This is a genomic window from Metabacillus sp. YM-086, from assembly GCF_048059995.1.
Classification (GTDB): Bacteria; Bacillota; Bacilli; order Bacillales; family Bacillaceae; genus Metabacillus; species Metabacillus litoralis_B.
The window spans coordinates 1-15,234 of record NZ_JBLUOI010000015.1; the positions used below are offsets into that span (position 1 = coordinate 1).

General features: G+C 36.0%; 16 protein-coding genes. 15 read left to right on the forward strand and 1 reads right to left on the reverse strand.

What is annotated here, in order from left to right:
• The 5 genes from ACEWK1_RS08860 to pepF all read left to right on the forward strand — a co-directional run.
• A partial coding sequence (locus ACEWK1_RS08860; protein WP_416636009.1) for a biotin carboxylase occupies positions 1-893 on the forward strand: 893 nt, incomplete at its 5' end.
• Positions 894-908: 15 nt separating this feature from the next.
• Positions 909-1,691: an enoyl-CoA hydratase gene (locus ACEWK1_RS08865; RefSeq protein ID WP_416636033.1), complete on the forward strand. Its 783-nt coding sequence runs from the start codon at positions 909-911 to the stop codon at positions 1,689-1,691.
• Positions 1,692-1,966: 275 nt separating this feature from the next.
• Positions 1,967-2,143, forward strand: coding sequence for a hypothetical protein (locus ACEWK1_RS08870; protein ID WP_212134054.1), 177 nt, complete (start codon positions 1,967-1,969; stop codon positions 2,141-2,143).
• 137 nt (positions 2,144-2,280) lie between these two features.
• Positions 2,281-2,742, forward strand: coding sequence for a DUF3052 domain-containing protein (locus ACEWK1_RS08875; RefSeq protein ID WP_416636011.1), 462 nt, complete (start codon positions 2,281-2,283; stop codon positions 2,740-2,742).
• A 70-nt stretch (positions 2,743-2,812) separates the two neighbouring features.
• Positions 2,813-4,600: an oligoendopeptidase F gene (gene pepF, locus ACEWK1_RS08880; RefSeq protein WP_416636013.1), complete on the forward strand. Its 1,788-nt coding sequence runs from the start codon at positions 2,813-2,815 to the stop codon at positions 4,598-4,600.
• Positions 4,601-4,662: 62 nt separating this feature from the next.
• Here pepF and ACEWK1_RS08885 read toward each other — a convergent pair whose 3' ends face one another.
• Complete coding sequence (locus ACEWK1_RS08885; protein ID WP_098799576.1) at positions 4,663-5,517, reverse strand: MurR/RpiR family transcriptional regulator; 855 nt, start codon at positions 5,515-5,517, stop codon at positions 4,663-4,665.
• Positions 5,518-5,668: 151 nt separating this feature from the next.
• Here ACEWK1_RS08885 and gnd point away from each other — a divergent pair, with 151 nt between their 5' ends.
• From gnd to ACEWK1_RS08935, 10 genes are all read left to right on the forward strand, one after another.
• Positions 5,669-6,565 carry a phosphogluconate dehydrogenase (NAD(+)-dependent, decarboxylating) gene (gnd, locus tag ACEWK1_RS08890; RefSeq protein WP_098799577.1) on the forward strand — a complete coding sequence of 299 codons (897 nt, stop codon included), beginning with the start codon at positions 5,669-5,671 and terminating at the stop codon, positions 6,563-6,565.
• A 93-nt stretch (positions 6,566-6,658) separates the two neighbouring features.
• Positions 6,659-8,002: a GntP family permease gene (locus tag ACEWK1_RS08895; RefSeq protein ID WP_098799578.1), complete on the forward strand. Its 1,344-nt coding sequence runs from the start codon at positions 6,659-6,661 to the stop codon at positions 8,000-8,002.
• A gap of 54 nt (positions 8,003-8,056) precedes the next feature.
• A complete protein-coding gene (gene gntK / locus ACEWK1_RS08900) occupies positions 8,057-9,595 on the forward strand; it encodes a gluconokinase (RefSeq protein WP_373995124.1) in 1,539 nt (512 codons plus the stop codon).
• A gap of 119 nt (positions 9,596-9,714) precedes the next feature.
• A complete protein-coding gene (locus tag ACEWK1_RS08905; RefSeq protein WP_416636016.1) occupies positions 9,715-10,545 on the forward strand; it encodes a sugar phosphate isomerase/epimerase family protein in 831 nt (276 codons plus the stop codon).
• A gap of 27 nt (positions 10,546-10,572) precedes the next feature.
• The gene (locus ACEWK1_RS08910; RefSeq protein ID WP_121662306.1) at positions 10,573-11,103 is read left to right on the forward strand and encodes an SDR family NAD(P)-dependent oxidoreductase; all 531 of its coding nucleotides are present in this window, start codon (positions 10,573-10,575) and stop codon (positions 11,101-11,103) included.
• A 105-nt stretch (positions 11,104-11,208) separates the two neighbouring features.
• Positions 11,209-11,421, forward strand: coding sequence for a hypothetical protein (locus ACEWK1_RS08915; RefSeq protein WP_121662305.1), 213 nt, complete (start codon positions 11,209-11,211; stop codon positions 11,419-11,421).
• 140 nt (positions 11,422-11,561) lie between these two features.
• On the forward strand, positions 11,562-11,975 hold the full coding sequence (locus ACEWK1_RS08920) for a GNAT family N-acetyltransferase (RefSeq protein ID WP_121662304.1): 414 nt from the start codon (positions 11,562-11,564) through the stop codon (positions 11,973-11,975).
• A gap of 110 nt (positions 11,976-12,085) precedes the next feature.
• On the forward strand, positions 12,086-12,511 hold the full coding sequence (fabZ, locus tag ACEWK1_RS08925; protein ID WP_121662303.1) for a 3-hydroxyacyl-ACP dehydratase FabZ: 426 nt from the start codon (positions 12,086-12,088) through the stop codon (positions 12,509-12,511).
• 3 nt (positions 12,512-12,514) lie between these two features.
• The gene (locus tag ACEWK1_RS08930) at positions 12,515-13,084 is read left to right on the forward strand and encodes a histidine phosphatase family protein (protein WP_121662302.1); all 570 of its coding nucleotides are present in this window, start codon (positions 12,515-12,517) and stop codon (positions 13,082-13,084) included.
• A 72-nt stretch (positions 13,085-13,156) separates the two neighbouring features.
• Positions 13,157-15,193 carry a molybdopterin-containing oxidoreductase family protein gene (locus ACEWK1_RS08935; protein ID WP_121662301.1) on the forward strand — a complete coding sequence of 679 codons (2,037 nt, stop codon included), beginning with the start codon at positions 13,157-13,159 and terminating at the stop codon, positions 15,191-15,193.
• Positions 15,194-15,234 lie beyond the last annotated feature (41 nt).

Genomic DNA, 15,234 nt, shown 5'->3' on the forward strand with positions numbered 1-15,234 from the left:
AAATTGGTTATCCAATCATGTTAAAGGCCTCTTCTGGTGGTGGTGGAATTGGCATGCAAATTGTTAGAAATGATGAGGAAATGGTAAAGGCTTTTGAAGGAAATCAAAAAAGAGCGATTGCATTTTTCGGCAACGGAGAGATGTATTTAGAAAAATACATTGAAAACCCAAGACATATTGAAATACAGCTTTTAGCAGATAACAAAGGAAATACTGTATATCTATGGGAACGAGAATGTTCAATCCAAAGAAGACATCAAAAAATAGTAGAAGAAGCTCCATCTTCTTTTGTAGATTATCAATTAAGAAAAAAAATGGGGGAAACCGGTGTTCAAGCAGCAAAGGCAATAGGCTATCAAAATGCAGGAACAATTGAGTTTTTAGTAGATGAAAACAAAAACTTTTATTTTCTTGAAATGAATACAAGGTTACAGGTCGAGCATCCTGTAACAGAAGAGATTACCGGAATTGATCTAGTCGAAGAACAGTTACGAATAGCGGCAGGAGAATTGTTGCGTTTTTCTCAAGAACAAATACCTATTAAAGGACATTCCATCGAAGTTCGAATATATGCTGAAGATCCAAAAAGCTTTTATCCCTCACCTGGGACTATTACTTCTCTTTCTTTACCAGAGGGAGATGGAATTAGGCACGAGATTGGAATACATGAGAAGTCAATGGTTACCCCTTACTACGATCCGATGGTTGCAAAATTAATTGTTAAAGGAAAAGGTCGTGAGGATGCGATAAATAAACTACAACTTGCGTTATCGGAATACCATGTTGGAGGCATTAAAACAAATATTCCTCTGCTTAGAGAAATTGTTGAACATGCTGCATTTCAATCAGGTGATACAACAACTAACTTTCTAGCAAAATATTTCGAGCGATAGGGGAAGATCATGTCGATGAATGACAAAGCGATCATAACAGACGTAAATGAAGGTATTTTAAAGATTGAATTAAATCGCCCTAAAGCAGCAAATGCCTTGTCTATTAATATGTTAAAAGAACTTCAAGAAGTTTTTGAGCTTGCTAAATATGATCAAAGCATTAGATGCATTGTGATAACGGGATCTGGGGAGAAAGTATTCTGTGCAGGGGCGGATTTAAAGGAACGTGCTGAAATGGATGCTATTCAAGTGAAGAAAACAGTATCTTTGATTAGAGAAACAGTAAATGAACTAGAAACTTTACCTCAGCCTGTTATTGCAGCAATTAATGGAGCTGCATTTGGTGGAGGGCTAGAGCTGGCATTGGCCTGTGATCTAAGAATTGCTTCCCAAACTGCTAAACTTGGATTAACGGAAACATCGCTCGGAATCATTCCTGGTGCAGGGGGGACGCAAAGGTTGCCTCAGTTAATAGGAAAAGGAAAATCAAAAGAATTAATTTTCACAGCTAGAAAAATAGCAGCAGGAGAAGCGCTCCAAATAGGTTTAGTAGAATATGTTGAAGAGCCTGAAAATCTGGAAGGAAAGGCTCTTGAGCTAGCCAATCAAATTGTGCAAAACGCGCCAATTGCCATTACACAAGCGAAAAAAGCCATTAATGAAGGTTATCACCTTGATCTAACTACAGGACTTAGTATTGAGAAAGCAGCATATGAACTGACCATTCCAACAAGGGATCGCTTGGAGGGGTTAAAGGCATTTAAAGAAAAGCGAAGACCACATTATATAGGAGAATAAAAGATGGAAAACAGGACAATATGTTGAAGTCCTGTTTTTATTATGAAATTCAATATAAATGATAATATTTTATGTAAACTTGTAAGAGGATTTAATCTAACATTTGGAATATCGTCATATCTGTAAAGTTCGTTAACGTTTCTTAACAATAGTCAAATCATAAAAAGGTTCCTCCCAAAATACATTTTATTGGGAGCTAATCTTACACTCTATTTCCTGCGTAAAATCCAAATAGCTAATCCAGCTCCAATAACGATTCAGGAGGGCAATGTAGCATGAAGTGTAAAAACTGTAATGGTAGTAAACATTTCAATTGCAAAGACTGTTCTGGTGAAGGGTATAAACTTGGAAATCGAGTATGTATTACCTGTAGTGGAGAAGGATCAACAGCTTGTTCCGTTTGTGAAGGGCAAGGAAAAGTAGGTTTTATTAAATGGTTAAAATCTAGTTAATCATATAAGGGTGGTGCTACTTCAGGCTAGCACCACCTGAAGTTTATCCAATAGTCAGTCTATATCTATGCATTGCATATCTTTCGGGTAAAGTGATATATATAGGATAATGCAAATATAGAATGGAGTGACCTCACATGGCAGAAAGTAATCCATTACTGAAAAAACTACAATTTAAAGATAGTGGACAACCAGTTCTCATTGTTCATCATCCTAATTCCTACAATGATGTGATTTCATCTTTTACAGGAGAAGTACATAACGAAAGCAAAGGCCATGAATATGATTTTGTTCAAATTTTTGGTACAGCAAATGATCAGTTGAAGTCGCTCGCACAAAAATCAGTACAAGCTGTTAAGGAAGATGGTTTATTCTGGATTTGTTACCCTAAAAAATCATCCATAACATATAAGGGTTCTGACTGCAGCCGTGAAACAGTTGGTGGCTTATTAGCTGCCGAGGGATATGAACCGGTTCGGCAAATAGCCATAGATGACGATTGGTCAGCTTTACGGTTCCGTAAGGCTGAAAAGATAAAAAAGATGTCACGTAAATTTGCTGTAACCGACGAAGGAAAGCAGCGTACTGAGCAAAATTAATAGGGAAAAGGGTAAAAACAAGGGACGTAGAATATAGTAGTAAAGGTACCTTTTGGAAAGGGGAGTTTTCATGTCAACATATACTTCGAGAAAAGATGTTCCGATTGAGGAAAAATGGAATTTAGATGACCTTTATTCAGACCTGAAAGATTGGGAGAAAGACTACAGTAAAATTAATGAAAAAGTAGATGAATTAAAGCAATTTGACGGAAACATTCATGACGGCCCATCACTTTACTCATTTTTAAAGAAAAAGGAAGAAATGTCTTTTACCTTTAACAAGCTTTATGCTTATGCGATGTTAAAGGTGGATGAAGATACACGGGAAACAAGTTCACAATCGCTGCTAGAACGTGCTAAACAACTGAGTATAAAAGCTGGCTCATCAACTTCTTTTTTTATGCCATTTCTTTTGAGTTTAAAAGAAGAAACATTAAAAGAATACATAACATTAGAACAAAAGCTTGAGTATTTTGAGGAAGACTTATGGGAAGCTTTTCGGTACAAAAAGCATGTATTAAGTAAAGAGCAAGAAGAAGTGATTTCAAAGCTTGGTGAAGCTCTATCTTCACCAAGTCATACATTTGGCATGATGAACAATGCTGATATCAAGTTTGGAGAAGTAACAAGCGATGATGGTGAAAAAGTTGAGTTAACAAGAGGCATGTATGCAAAATTAATCGAGGATGAAAATCGAGAAAAACGTAAAGAAGCATACAAAGCATATTATAAACCATATCTGCAACTCAAAAATTCTATCGCTTCAACTCTGTCATCAGCTATTAAAAACAATGTCACAATGGCAAAGTTACGAAACTATCCTTCTGCTTTAGAGAAAGCGTTATTTGGTGATAATGTTCCTAGAGAAGTATATGAAAATCTAATAGAAACAACGAAGCAAAATATCTCTTCTTTGCATCAATACTCTAGGCTACGTAAGCAAAAATTACAACTTGATGAACTTAGACAATATGATTTAAGTGTTCCATTAGTAAGTGGTGTAAAGCAAGAAATTTCATATGAAAAGGCATATGAAATCATGTGTGAAGCTCTTTCACCATTAGGGGAAGATTACATCAAAACACTAAAGGAATTTAAGGAACACAGATATCTTGATGTGAGGGAAACACCAGGTAAGCGCTCGGGTGCATATAACCTTGGAGTTTATGGAGTTCATCCGTATATTCTTTTAAATCATCAAGACAATTTGGACAGTTTGTTTACTTTGGTTCATGAATGCGGTCATGGTGTTCACAGCAAACTTAGCTCGTTACATCAACCACAAATCACAGCCCGGTACAGCATATTTGTTGCAGAAGTTGCTTCTACTGTTAACGAAGTACTATTAATTAACTACCTTTTAGATAAAGAAGAAAATCCAGATATACGAAAGGATCTGGTTAATCATTTTATTGATCAATTTAAAGGAACATTTTTTACACAAGTAATGTTTGCAGAATTTGAAATGAAAACACATGAAATGGCAGAGAAGGGAATGCCACTAAATGTAGAAGTCTTTAATACAACATATGAGGGGTTGTTCCGTGAATATTACGGAGATGATGTTGTGTTTGATGAAGAGGTAAAATACGGCTGGTCAAGAATTCCACATTTCTACCGTCCTTTTTATGTGTATAAATATGCGACAGGCTTTGCTTCAGCCATTCACCTTGCTACAAAAATTTTAGAAGGTGATGAAAAAACATTACATTCTTACTTGGAATTTTTAAAAAGTGGAAGTGCTGATTATCCATTGGAATTATTAAAGAGTACCGGTGTGGATTTAACTGCACCATATCCGATTGAAAACTCATTAAAGAAATTCAAGGAACTTGTTGAGGAATTTTCTGCTTTATAATAAAAAACAGAGAAGACGTTTGTGCGTCCTTCTCTGTTTTTTATTTCTACGAATAATCAAAGCTAAATTCTCTTCACTAGAATAGCCTCACGCATTTTCTTTAATGCTTCTTTTCCTTCATTGCCACGTTTTAATAAAATATTCACATAAAGAACATCAATTAGCGTTAGTTGTGCGATTCGAGATGATAAAGCTTCTGAACGATATTCGGTTTCCTCAGACACTGTATAGAGAGGAATATCAACAGCTGCACTTAACGGAGACTTAGCATAATTGGTAATTGCGATCATTTTCGCTCCTGTGGATTTTACAACATTCAAGATATGAAGAATATCTTTCGAAGAACCTGAATGAGATATAAAAACGGCGCAGTCTTTTTCCGTCATTTGCGATGCTGCCATTAGCTGGAAGTGTGTATCAATAACAGAGTGAACCTTTAAGCCTGTTCGCACCAGTTTGTGATAGGCATCAAGGGCGATAATGCTTGAACCGCCACTTCCAAAAAATTCAATTGAATTTGCACTAATCATGCAATCAACAGCTGCTTGTAAATGTTCCTCATTTAATACAGATAATGAATCTTCAATCGTCTTTATATTTGATCGAAATACTTTTGAAGCCACTGTATCAACCGTGTCACCTTCTGTTACTTTTTCATGAATATCCTGAATAGGGGAGACAACTTCGGATGCAAGGGCTATTTTCATCGCTTGATATCCTTTATAACCAAGTCGTTTACAAAAGCGAAAAACAGTTGAATCGGCAACCTCTAAATCTTCTGCTAATTGATTAATGGATGAATGAATAATTTTATTTGGGTTTTTTAAAATAAAATCGGCAATTTTTCTTTCCGTTACACTGAACTTTGGATAGAGCTTGCGAATCGTGACTAAACAAGGCTCCTGAGCTTTTTTCATAGATCTTCCCTCCTGGTAGGGCTTTCTTTTATTATACTAAATTTCACAAAAAGAAAAAATAATTTTCTGGAATCGCTTGCAAAAAGAATTTTTTTTCATATAATAAAGATATCAAGAAAATTTATTCCGTAAACAGTTAGGAGAAATACACATGCAAATAGGAATGATAGGCTTAGGAAAGATGGGATATCAGTTATCTCTTAATTTAGTAGATAAAGAGTATGATGTTGTAGCCTTTGATGTTAATGAAGAATCTATGAAAAAAATTTCCTCAATGGGAATACAAACAGCGAATTCAATTCAAGAGCTGGTTCGTAAACTATCAAAGCCAAGAACCGTTTGGATGATGGTTCCAGCTGGAGAGGCAACACAATCTGTTTTTGAACAATTGCTTCCCTATTTAGAAGAGGGAGATCGAATAATAGATGGTGGTAACGCCCACTACAAAGACTCATTAAGAAGAAATGAAGAGTGTGAAACGAACGGAATTTATTTCTTTGATTGTGGAACAAGTGGTGGCGTAGATGGTGCTCGTAATGGAGCTTGCACAATGATAGGTGGAAATGAAGAGGTTTTCAAAGAAATTGAACCGGTTTTCAAAGACATAACGGTTGAGAACGGTTACCTTTATTCTGGGAAAGCAGGAAGTGGTCATTTTCTGAAAATGGTTCATAACGGAATAGAGTACGGAATGATGCAAGCGATTGCGGAAGGATTTGATCTTCTTGATAAAAGTCCATTTGAGTATGATTACGAAAAAGTCGCAAGAGTTTGGAACAATGGATCTGTCATCCGTTCTTGGTTAATGGAGTTAACGGAAAATGCATTTTCTAAAGATGAAAAGCTTGATGGAATCAAAGGAATCATGCATTCATCAGGTGAAGGGAAGTGGACGGTAGAAACGGCACTTGATCTTCAAACTGCTGCACCTGTTATTACGATGGCATTAATGATGAGATATCGTTCGCTTGAAGATGATACGTTTACAGGTAAGGTTGTCGCGGCACTTCGTAATGAATTTGGCGGACATGCTGTAGAGAAAAAATGAATTTTTTTCAATAATTAGGAAGACTAAGAAGACAGCGTTTTAAAAACAGCGCTTTCTTCTTACCCCATAAAAGTAAGGAAGGTAGTGTTCTAGATGTCAGATCAAATGTTAATTTTAGTGGCATTAGCAGGAATTTTTCTATTGTTATTTTTAGTTATTCGTACCAAATTACACGCATTCGTTGCGTTATTATTAGTCAGTTTAATCGTGGGTATTTTAGCAGGAATGCCTTTAAATGAAGTTGTGACCTCGATGCAAAACGGTATGGGTGGAACCCTCGGATTCGTTGCAGTCGTTGTTGGTTTAGGTGCAATGTTTGGGCAAATGCTTGAAGTTTCAGGTGGAGCAGAGCGATTAGCACAAACGCTTGTTAAGAAATTTGGTGAAGATAAATCACAATGGGCGTTAGGTGTAACAGGTTTCCTTGTAGCGATCCCGGTATTCTTTGATGTTGGATTTATCATTTTAGTACCAATTGTTTATGGTTTAGCGAAGAAAACAGGAAAATCTTTATTATACTATGGTATACCATTGTTAGCAGGACTAGCAGTAACACATAGCTTTATTCCTCCAACACCAGGTCCTATTGCTGTTGCTGATTTAATCGGTGCTGATCTTGGCTGGGTTATCTTATTCGGTACGATTGCAGGTATTCCTGCGATGATCATTGCTGGACCACTTTTTGCAAAATATATTTCGAAAAAATTACATGTTGTTGTTCCGGATTATATGAACTTAGAAGAAATTGAGTATGACAAAGAGTTACCTAGCTTTAAATTAATTGCTTCATTAATTATGATTCCACTTGTATTGATTTTACTGAATACGGTTTCAGGAGTATTATTAGAAGAAGGAAATATTGTACGTTCGATTCTTACATTCCTAGGACATCCTTTCGTAGCATTAACAATTGCAACTATTCTAACTTTTGTCTTCTTAGGAACAAAACGTGGATATTCTCGTCAAGAAGTACAAGATATTGCGACAAAAGCATTAGAACCAGCGGGTATTATTATCTTAGTAACAGGTGCTGGTGGGGTATTTAAGCAAATCTTAATCGATTCCGGTGTAGGTCAAGTTCTTGGTGATATGATGGCTGGATCTGCTCTACCACCAATTTTGTTAGCGTTTTTAATTGCAGCAGCAGTTCGTGTTGCACAAGGTTCTGCAACCGTTTCAATGGTTACAGCAGCAGGATTAATGGCTCCACTTATCGAAATCTTAGGATTACAAGGACCTGTACTTGGATTACTTGTTATCGCGATTGCATCTGGTGCAACTGTACTATCACATGTAAACGATTCAGGGTTCTGGTTAGTAGGACGTTATTTCGGTATTAGCGTAAAAGACACATTAAAATCTTGGACTGTTATGGAAACGCTAATTGGTTTAGTTGGTGTAACAGTAGCGTTAATTTTAGGAGTGTTTATTGGATAATAAAGGATAAGGGACGACCATACCGGTTTTCCCTTTTCTCTCATTTAGGAGGATATTGCTATGGGTAATTATATGATGGGCGTTGACATTGGTACAACAAGTACAAAAGCTGTACTTTTTAATGAAGAAGGAAAGGCTGTTAGTCGATTTGGTGTTGAGTATCCCCTTTACACACCAACACCAGCAACAGCTGAACAAGATCCAGAAGAGATTTTTCAAGCTGTTCTTACAGTTATGAAAAGCAGTTTGTTAGAAGCAAATGTTTCAGGTGAGCAAGTTCGCTTTGTATCCTTTAGTTCTGCCATGCATAGTTTAATAGTTGTTGATGGAGAAGGACAACCGATAACAAAGTCAATTACATGGGCTGATAACCGCAGTGCAGAATATGCTGATAAATTAAAACAAGAACATAATGGACATGAAATCTACTTACGTACAGGCACACCGATTCACCCAATGTCACCTTTAGTTAAGCTGCTTTGGTTAAATACTGAACATAAAGAGTATTTTGCACAAGAAAACAAGTTCATTTCGATTAAAGAGTATGTTTTTTATCGATTATTTGGAGAATATGTGATTGATTATTCAATTGCTTCTGCAACCGGGATGTTTAACCTTGAAAAGCTGGATTGGGATGATGAAGCACTTGAGATTGTTGGTGTAAAAAGAGGACAATTATCAAAACCAGTAAGTACAACTGACAGTATTAGAGGCTTAGATCCGGAATTTTCAAGGTTTACGGGATTACCTGTTGATACTCCATTTATTGTTGGAGCAAGTGACGGGGTGCTTTCCAATCTTGGAGTGAATGCCATTGAGCCAGGTGTTGTAGCAGTAACAATTGGAACAAGTGGGGCTATTCGTGCTGTAACAGATCGCCCTGTAACAGATCCAAAAGGAAGGATCTTCTGCTATGCGCTAACAGATAAGCACTGGGTAATTGGTGGACCTGTGAATAATGGTGGCATGATATTTCGATGGGTGAGAGATGAATTAGCAAACGCAGAGGTAGAAACAGCTAAAAGGCTAGGGAAAGATCCTTATGATGTGTTAACAGAAATTGCGGCTACAGTTGCTCCTGGATCAAACGGATTAATTTTCCATCCATATATGGCAGGAGAGCGAGCTCCTCTTTGGAATGCAAATGCACGTGGTTCATTCTTTGGTTTAGGCTTGCATCATAAAAAAGAGCATATGATTCGTGCAGTCCTAGAAGGTATTATGATGAATTTATACAGTGTTCTGCTTGCTCTTGAGGAATTAATCGGAACTCCGACTCGTGTACAAGCAACAGGAGGGTTTGCTCGGTCAGTGTTTTGGCGACAAATGCTAGCCGATGTTTTTGACCAAGAAGTTACAATTCCAGAAAGTTTTGAGAGCTCATGTTTAGGTGCAATTGTGTTAGGAAAATATGGTCTTGGAGAAATTGAGTCTTTAAGTGAAGTGGAAAAAATGGTAGGATCACTTCATTCACATCAGCCGAATAAAGAAGCAACTGCTGCTTATCGCGAACTCATGCCAATCTTTATTCGCTTACCGAGATTACTTGAAAACGAATATAACGCAATTAGTGAGTATCAAAATAAATTTTAATAAAACTGTATGGCGTGTAAAGGATGTATGACCTTTACACGCCTTTTAATATATTTAATAGAGGAAAAAAAGGAAGATATGTGGAATATCAATTAAAAACAACTAGGAGGAGTTTTATTATGTCTCATTTATCTTTAACAACTTGGAGTCTTCATCGAGAGATTGGTCCATTGCGCTGGACATACTGGGATGATATAGAGAAAACACAAAAAACACGTATAGAACAACAACCGGAAAATACTACATTATTGGGATTACCATCTATATTGGAAAAACAGGGGTTTAAATCACTTGAAGTTTGCCATTTTCATTTTCAAAATACCGAAAATGAATACCTTGTAGAATTGAGAAATGCTTTTGAAAAATCAGGAATAACCTTTCATTGCTTATTATTGGATTATGGTGATATTAGTTCTCCAGATGATGAACGAAGAAAATCTGACATAAAATATATAAAAAAATGGATTGATATCGCTGAGAAGGTAGGAGCAAAAAGTATTCGGGTGATTGCTGGAGAAGCAAATCCGAGTGATACGGCAGCATTTGAACGATCAATCGACAGTTTTCGGCAATTACTTGATTATGCTGAACCAAAAGATGTTCGCGTTGTAACGGAAAATTTTAAATCGCTTACATCAACTAAAGAAAATTGTGAGAAACTCATTAGCTCATTCAATAAGAAATTAGGATTAACGGTTGATTTTGGAAACTTTGAACAAGGAGTTAAATTTGACTCAATTGAAGCTTTAGTTCCTTTAGCTGAGTCTATACATGCAAAAGCGAATTATGATATTAATGGTTTAATAGATAAAGGAGAATTTGAAACGTCATTACAAATTGTAGCAAACAGTGATTACGATGGTCCGATTACGTTAGTATATGATGGTCCGGGTAATTTATGGGATGGAATCAATAAAGTGAGGGAGGTAGCTGTAATATACTGTGAGTAGCAGTTTGATTGCAACGGAGGGATTAGCATGAAGTGTGCTTTGGTTATAGGTGGTTCTGGAATGTTAACAGACCTTTCAATTCTGTTAGCTGAAACTGGCTATCTTGTTTATGTAGTCGGAAGAAGTACTGAGAAAATGAACAATTTATTAAAAAAATCAAATAACAACAAAAATCTTATACCCGTATTTCTTGACTATTCAAATGAGCAAAGCTTGAATAAGAAAATAGATGAAATCATCCAAGAAAACAAGACCATTCATTTAATTGTAGCTTGGATTCATTCATATGCTGAGCATGCCGTTCAATCAATTATAAAACAGATACCGAGTACATCTGAATCATCTAGATTTGTCCATGTACTTGGCAGCCGCTCGAACTTAGATAAAATTAAGACAGAACTGACGATTCCTAATCACTGTTTTTATAGTCAAGTGAAACTGGGATATATGAAGCAAGGCGATGGAAAACGATGGTTGACACATGAAGAAATTTGCAACGGTATTATAAAAGCAATCAATAATAAGAAAAACGTTCATGTTGTAGGGATGTTAAATTAATCACTATTATATTCAAATATGTAAGGAAAATGAAAAAAATGCCTATAACGCTTACTCCTTTATTGAATAAAATATAACGACTATAGGGGTAAAGGAGTGGGGAAAATGTCTAAAAGAAAAGAACAAGTGATTAAGGTTGATACATTAGTTATCCACGCGAAAGAAGTAAAAGTGGTTGAGGATCGTGACAGACATGATGACCACAGAGAAGATGATCGTTATGAAAGAAGAAGAGATCCTTGGGGCATGTTCTGGGGAAGAAGACCAGTTGTAGACGTTGAAGAAGACCGAGATGATTACCAAGAGGACGATAAATAAAAAACATTAAATAGACGGGGAAACTCGTCTTATTTTTTGTAAGTAAAATATTTTTGTTTTTAGTTGAATTTTTATTCAAGTTGTTGTATAAATATATGTATAGTTACATAACGATACATTGAATGTAGAAGGTGAATAGAATGGGCCATCAATTTTCCGATCAACTTCCTTCCTTTGAACAATTTGTTTCTTTGCATGAAGCAAGTGGATTAATAAAAAGTAAAAAAGGTACGTATACAAGAGAACAATTATATCAAGCAGCTGAAAATAGCTGGTATCACATATCCATTTATGACCAAGAGCAACTAATTGCATTTGGAAGAATGATCTCTGATGGAGTTTATCAAGCATTAATTTGTGATGTAATGGTTGATCCTTCTTATCAAAAACAAGGCTTAGGTAAAAAAATAATTGAAGCGCTTTTACAAAAATGTAAAGACTCTGGTATACAATCTGTTCAGCTTTTTTCTGCAAAAGGAAAGCAGCAGTTTTACAAGAAATTAGGATTTGAAGAAAGAGAGCTAGATGCTCCTGGAATGTCACTTATAATATAGAAAACTCAGTGTATAGAAGAAACACTGAGTTTTTTTGCGTCAGTATTTAGTACCAAGTTCTAATAACAAATGGTAAAATATAACATAAGAAGATTGTGAGGAGGAATACAATGTTAGATAGTAATAAAATTAAAGAGATTATACAACATCGTTATCCTTTTTTATTAATAGATAAAGTGATAGAGATTGAAGAAGGGAAGAGGGCGGTTGGAATGAAAAATGTTACAGTAAATGAACCGTTTTTCATGGGACATTTTCCTGAATATCCAGTAATGCCGGGTGTATTAATAGTAGAAGCATTAGCGCAAATGAGTGCGGTTGCCATGTTAATGAAAGCAGGAAACGAAGGCCGGTTGGGGCTATTAGCGGGAATTAATAACTGCCGGTTCAAACATCAAGTAAAACCAGGAGATCAATTAAAGCTAGAAATAGAAATTACCCGTGTAAAAGGTTCGATCGGGAAAGGAAGAGGAATTGCTTCAGTGGATGGGAAAGTCGCTTGTGATACAGAATTAACTTTTGCATTTGGTAAGTAAGGAATGGAGATTACATTAATTAGGCATGGACGTTCTCAGTTAGATGCTAAAAAAAGTATTACATTCCAAGAATTTTTAGATTGGGTAAACCAATATAATTCTCGTGGAGTGGTTGAAGAAACTCATTATCCACAAGAAGCTGTAAAGAAAATGAACGAAGCAAATCTTGTTATCACTAGTGATTTAAAAAGATCGATAGATTCAGCGTACCTTTTAAGAAAAAATGTCAAAGCAATATCAAGCAGTCTATTTCGTGAATTAGAATTACCTGTAACAACTAAAAGTTTCCCAAGCATTAAACTATCTTCAGATACATGGGCCGTTTTGCTTAGAATTTTGTGGTTTAGTGGCTATTCTGCTAACTGTGAATCCTATAAAAGTGCTAAACAACGAGCAGAATTAGCAGCAAATAAAATCATGGAACTTACAACTAAACATCAAAATGTTGTTTTAATAGGACATGGCTTTTTTAATCGGTTACTTGCAAAAGAGCTTCAAAACAAAGGATGGAAAAGAAAAACAAAAATAACCGCAAAGCATTGGGGTGCCATCACTTTTACAAATCATGTTTAATCTTTCTAATCATTTCAGAAGATTCTGTTCTAATCAAATTAACAATTTTTTATATTTGAAAGGATTGAAGATATGGAGTCATATAAAAACATAGAAAATGGGATTGTGCCTTCTGTTTGCTCACTTGATTGTCCAGATCAGTGCGGATTGCTTCTTCATAAAAAAGACGGTCGAATCACGAAAATTGAAGGAGATCCTGACCATCCAGTAACAAAAGGCGCCATTTGTAATAAAGTTCGCCATATGGGAGAGAGAATCTATGATGCTAATAGACTTCAATCTCCTCTCAAACGAGTAGGTAAAAAAGGAGAAGGTTGTTTCGAGCCCATCACCTGGAAGGAAGCCATTGATACGATTGCTACCAGGTGGAAAAATATCATTTCTGACGCGGGAGCTGAATCCATTTTACCATATAGTTTTTACGGAAATATGGGAAGAATTAATTCAGAGGGAATGGATCGACGTTTTTTCAATCGACTTGGTGCAAGTCAGCTTGACAGAACGATATGTTCAGTAGCTGGTTCAAAGGGCTATCGTTATACAATGGGTGGCAGCTATGGAACTGATCCTGAAGACATGACAGATACTAAGTTATTTATTATGTGGGGAATCAATGCAGTTAGTACGAACATGCACCAAATGATGATTGCTCAGAAAGCAAGGAAAAACGGTGCTAAAATCATTGTGATTGATGTTCATAAAAATCAAACTGGGAAAATGGCAGATTGGTTTATTCCTATATTACCAGGAACAGATGGAGCACTAGCGCTAGGAATTATGCATATTCTTTATAAAGAAAATCTAGTAGACCGATCATTTTTAGAACGATATACTATTGGCTTTAAAGAATTAGAGGAACATGTGCAATCATATGAACCCAAACTTGTTTCGAGCATAACAGGAGTTCCTGAAGAAGAAATTTATTCATTAGCCCGAATGTATGGGGAAATCTCTCCATCGATGATTCGAATTGGAAATGGTCTACAACATCATGATAATGGTGGAATGATAGTTCGTACGATTGCTTGTTTACCTGCTTTAACAGGTCAGTGGTTAGTAAAGGGTGGCGGTGCCATTAAAGGAAATTCAGCATTTTTAGCTTTTAACACGAATTCATTGCAACGACCTGATTTATTAAAGCAACAAACGAGAACAATTAATATGAATCAATTAGGAAAAGCACTATTAGACATGAATTCCCCTGTTCAGTCATTGTTTGTATATGGCACGAATCCAGCTGTTGTTGCACCAGATGTGAACAAGGTAAGAAAGGGATTAGAAAGAGAAGATTTGTTTACGGTTGTTCATGATTTGTTTATAACAGAAACTGCTATGTATGCTGACATTGTTTTACCGGCTACTTCTGCCTTTGAGAACATTGATTTTTATACGTCCTATTGGCATCATTACATACATCTGCAGGAGCCAGTTATCCGTCCTATTGGTGAAAGTAAATCGAATACTGATGTTTTTCGAATGCTTGCGAAAGCGATGGAATTCGATGAATCGGATTTTAAGGACGATGATGTGGAATTAATTAAACAATCGTTAAATCAAACAAACAATCCTTACTTAGAGCATGTAACCTATGAAAAATTAAAGAAACACAGTTATATAAAAGCAAATAGAACTAGTCATTTGTTAGATAATTTAAAAACACCTTCAGGAAAGATCGAATTATATTCTCATCAGATGGAGGAAGAGGGTTATCCACCTTTACCTACTTATATCCCGATTTTTGAAGAAAGTGATTTTCCGTTTTTATTTGTCCCTGGACCAAATCATAATTTCTTAAACTCTACATTTTCTCATCAAGATAAACATATGAAGCTCGAAAAAACATCAAAACTTTTCATGAATTCTCTTGATGCAGAAAGACTTGGTATAAATGATGGTGATACTGTGCGAATTTGGAATCAGCGAGGCGAATGTGAATTACCTGCTTCAGTTGGTGAACAAGTTTTACCAGGTGTTGTTGTGAGCCAAGGATTATGGTCAGATATGAAAGGCAAAAACCATATGGTGAATGCGTTAACTCCAGATCGTATTGCTGATATGGGTGGAGGTGCAGTGTTCTTTTCAGGTCGTGTGAATGTAGAAAAAATGTAGTAGCAAGAATAAAATCACTTCAAATGGAAATAAGAAACATG

Bases quoted from the DNA above. Each gene is read 5' to 3' on its own strand.
- ACEWK1_RS08905 (WP_416636016.1), top strand. From the start codon at position 9,715: ATGTCTCATTTATCTTTAACAACTTGGAGTCTTCATCGAGAGATTGGT.
- ACEWK1_RS08910 (WP_121662306.1), top strand. From the start codon at position 10,573: ATGAAGTGTGCTTTGGTTATAGGTGGTTCTGGAATGTTAACAGACCTT.
- ACEWK1_RS08895 (WP_098799578.1), top strand. From the start codon at position 6,659: ATGTCAGATCAAATGTTAATTTTAGTGGCATTAGCAGGAATTTTTCTA.
- ACEWK1_RS08865 (WP_416636033.1), top strand. From the start codon at position 909: ATGAATGACAAAGCGATCATAACAGACGTAAATGAAGGTATTTTAAAG.
- ACEWK1_RS08920 (WP_121662304.1), top strand. From the start codon at position 11,562: ATGGGCCATCAATTTTCCGATCAACTTCCTTCCTTTGAACAATTTGTT.
- gnd (WP_098799577.1), top strand. From the start codon at position 5,669: ATGCAAATAGGAATGATAGGCTTAGGAAAGATGGGATATCAGTTATCT.
- ACEWK1_RS08875 (WP_416636011.1), top strand. From the start codon at position 2,281: ATGGCAGAAAGTAATCCATTACTGAAAAAACTACAATTTAAAGATAGT.
- ACEWK1_RS08885 (WP_098799576.1), bottom strand. From the start codon at position 5,517: ATGAAAAAAGCTCAGGAGCCTTGTTTAGTCACGATTCGCAAGCTCTAT.
- pepF (WP_416636013.1), top strand. From the start codon at position 2,813: ATGTCAACATATACTTCGAGAAAAGATGTTCCGATTGAGGAAAAATGG.
- ACEWK1_RS08930 (WP_121662302.1), top strand. From the start codon at position 12,515: ATGGAGATTACATTAATTAGGCATGGACGTTCTCAGTTAGATGCTAAA.
- ACEWK1_RS08935 (WP_121662301.1), top strand. From the start codon at position 13,157: ATGGAGTCATATAAAAACATAGAAAATGGGATTGTGCCTTCTGTTTGC.
- ACEWK1_RS08915 (WP_121662305.1), top strand. From the start codon at position 11,209: ATGTCTAAAAGAAAAGAACAAGTGATTAAGGTTGATACATTAGTTATC.
- fabZ (WP_121662303.1), top strand. From the start codon at position 12,086: ATGTTAGATAGTAATAAAATTAAAGAGATTATACAACATCGTTATCCT.
- ACEWK1_RS08870 (WP_212134054.1), top strand. From the start codon at position 1,967: ATGAAGTGTAAAAACTGTAATGGTAGTAAACATTTCAATTGCAAAGAC.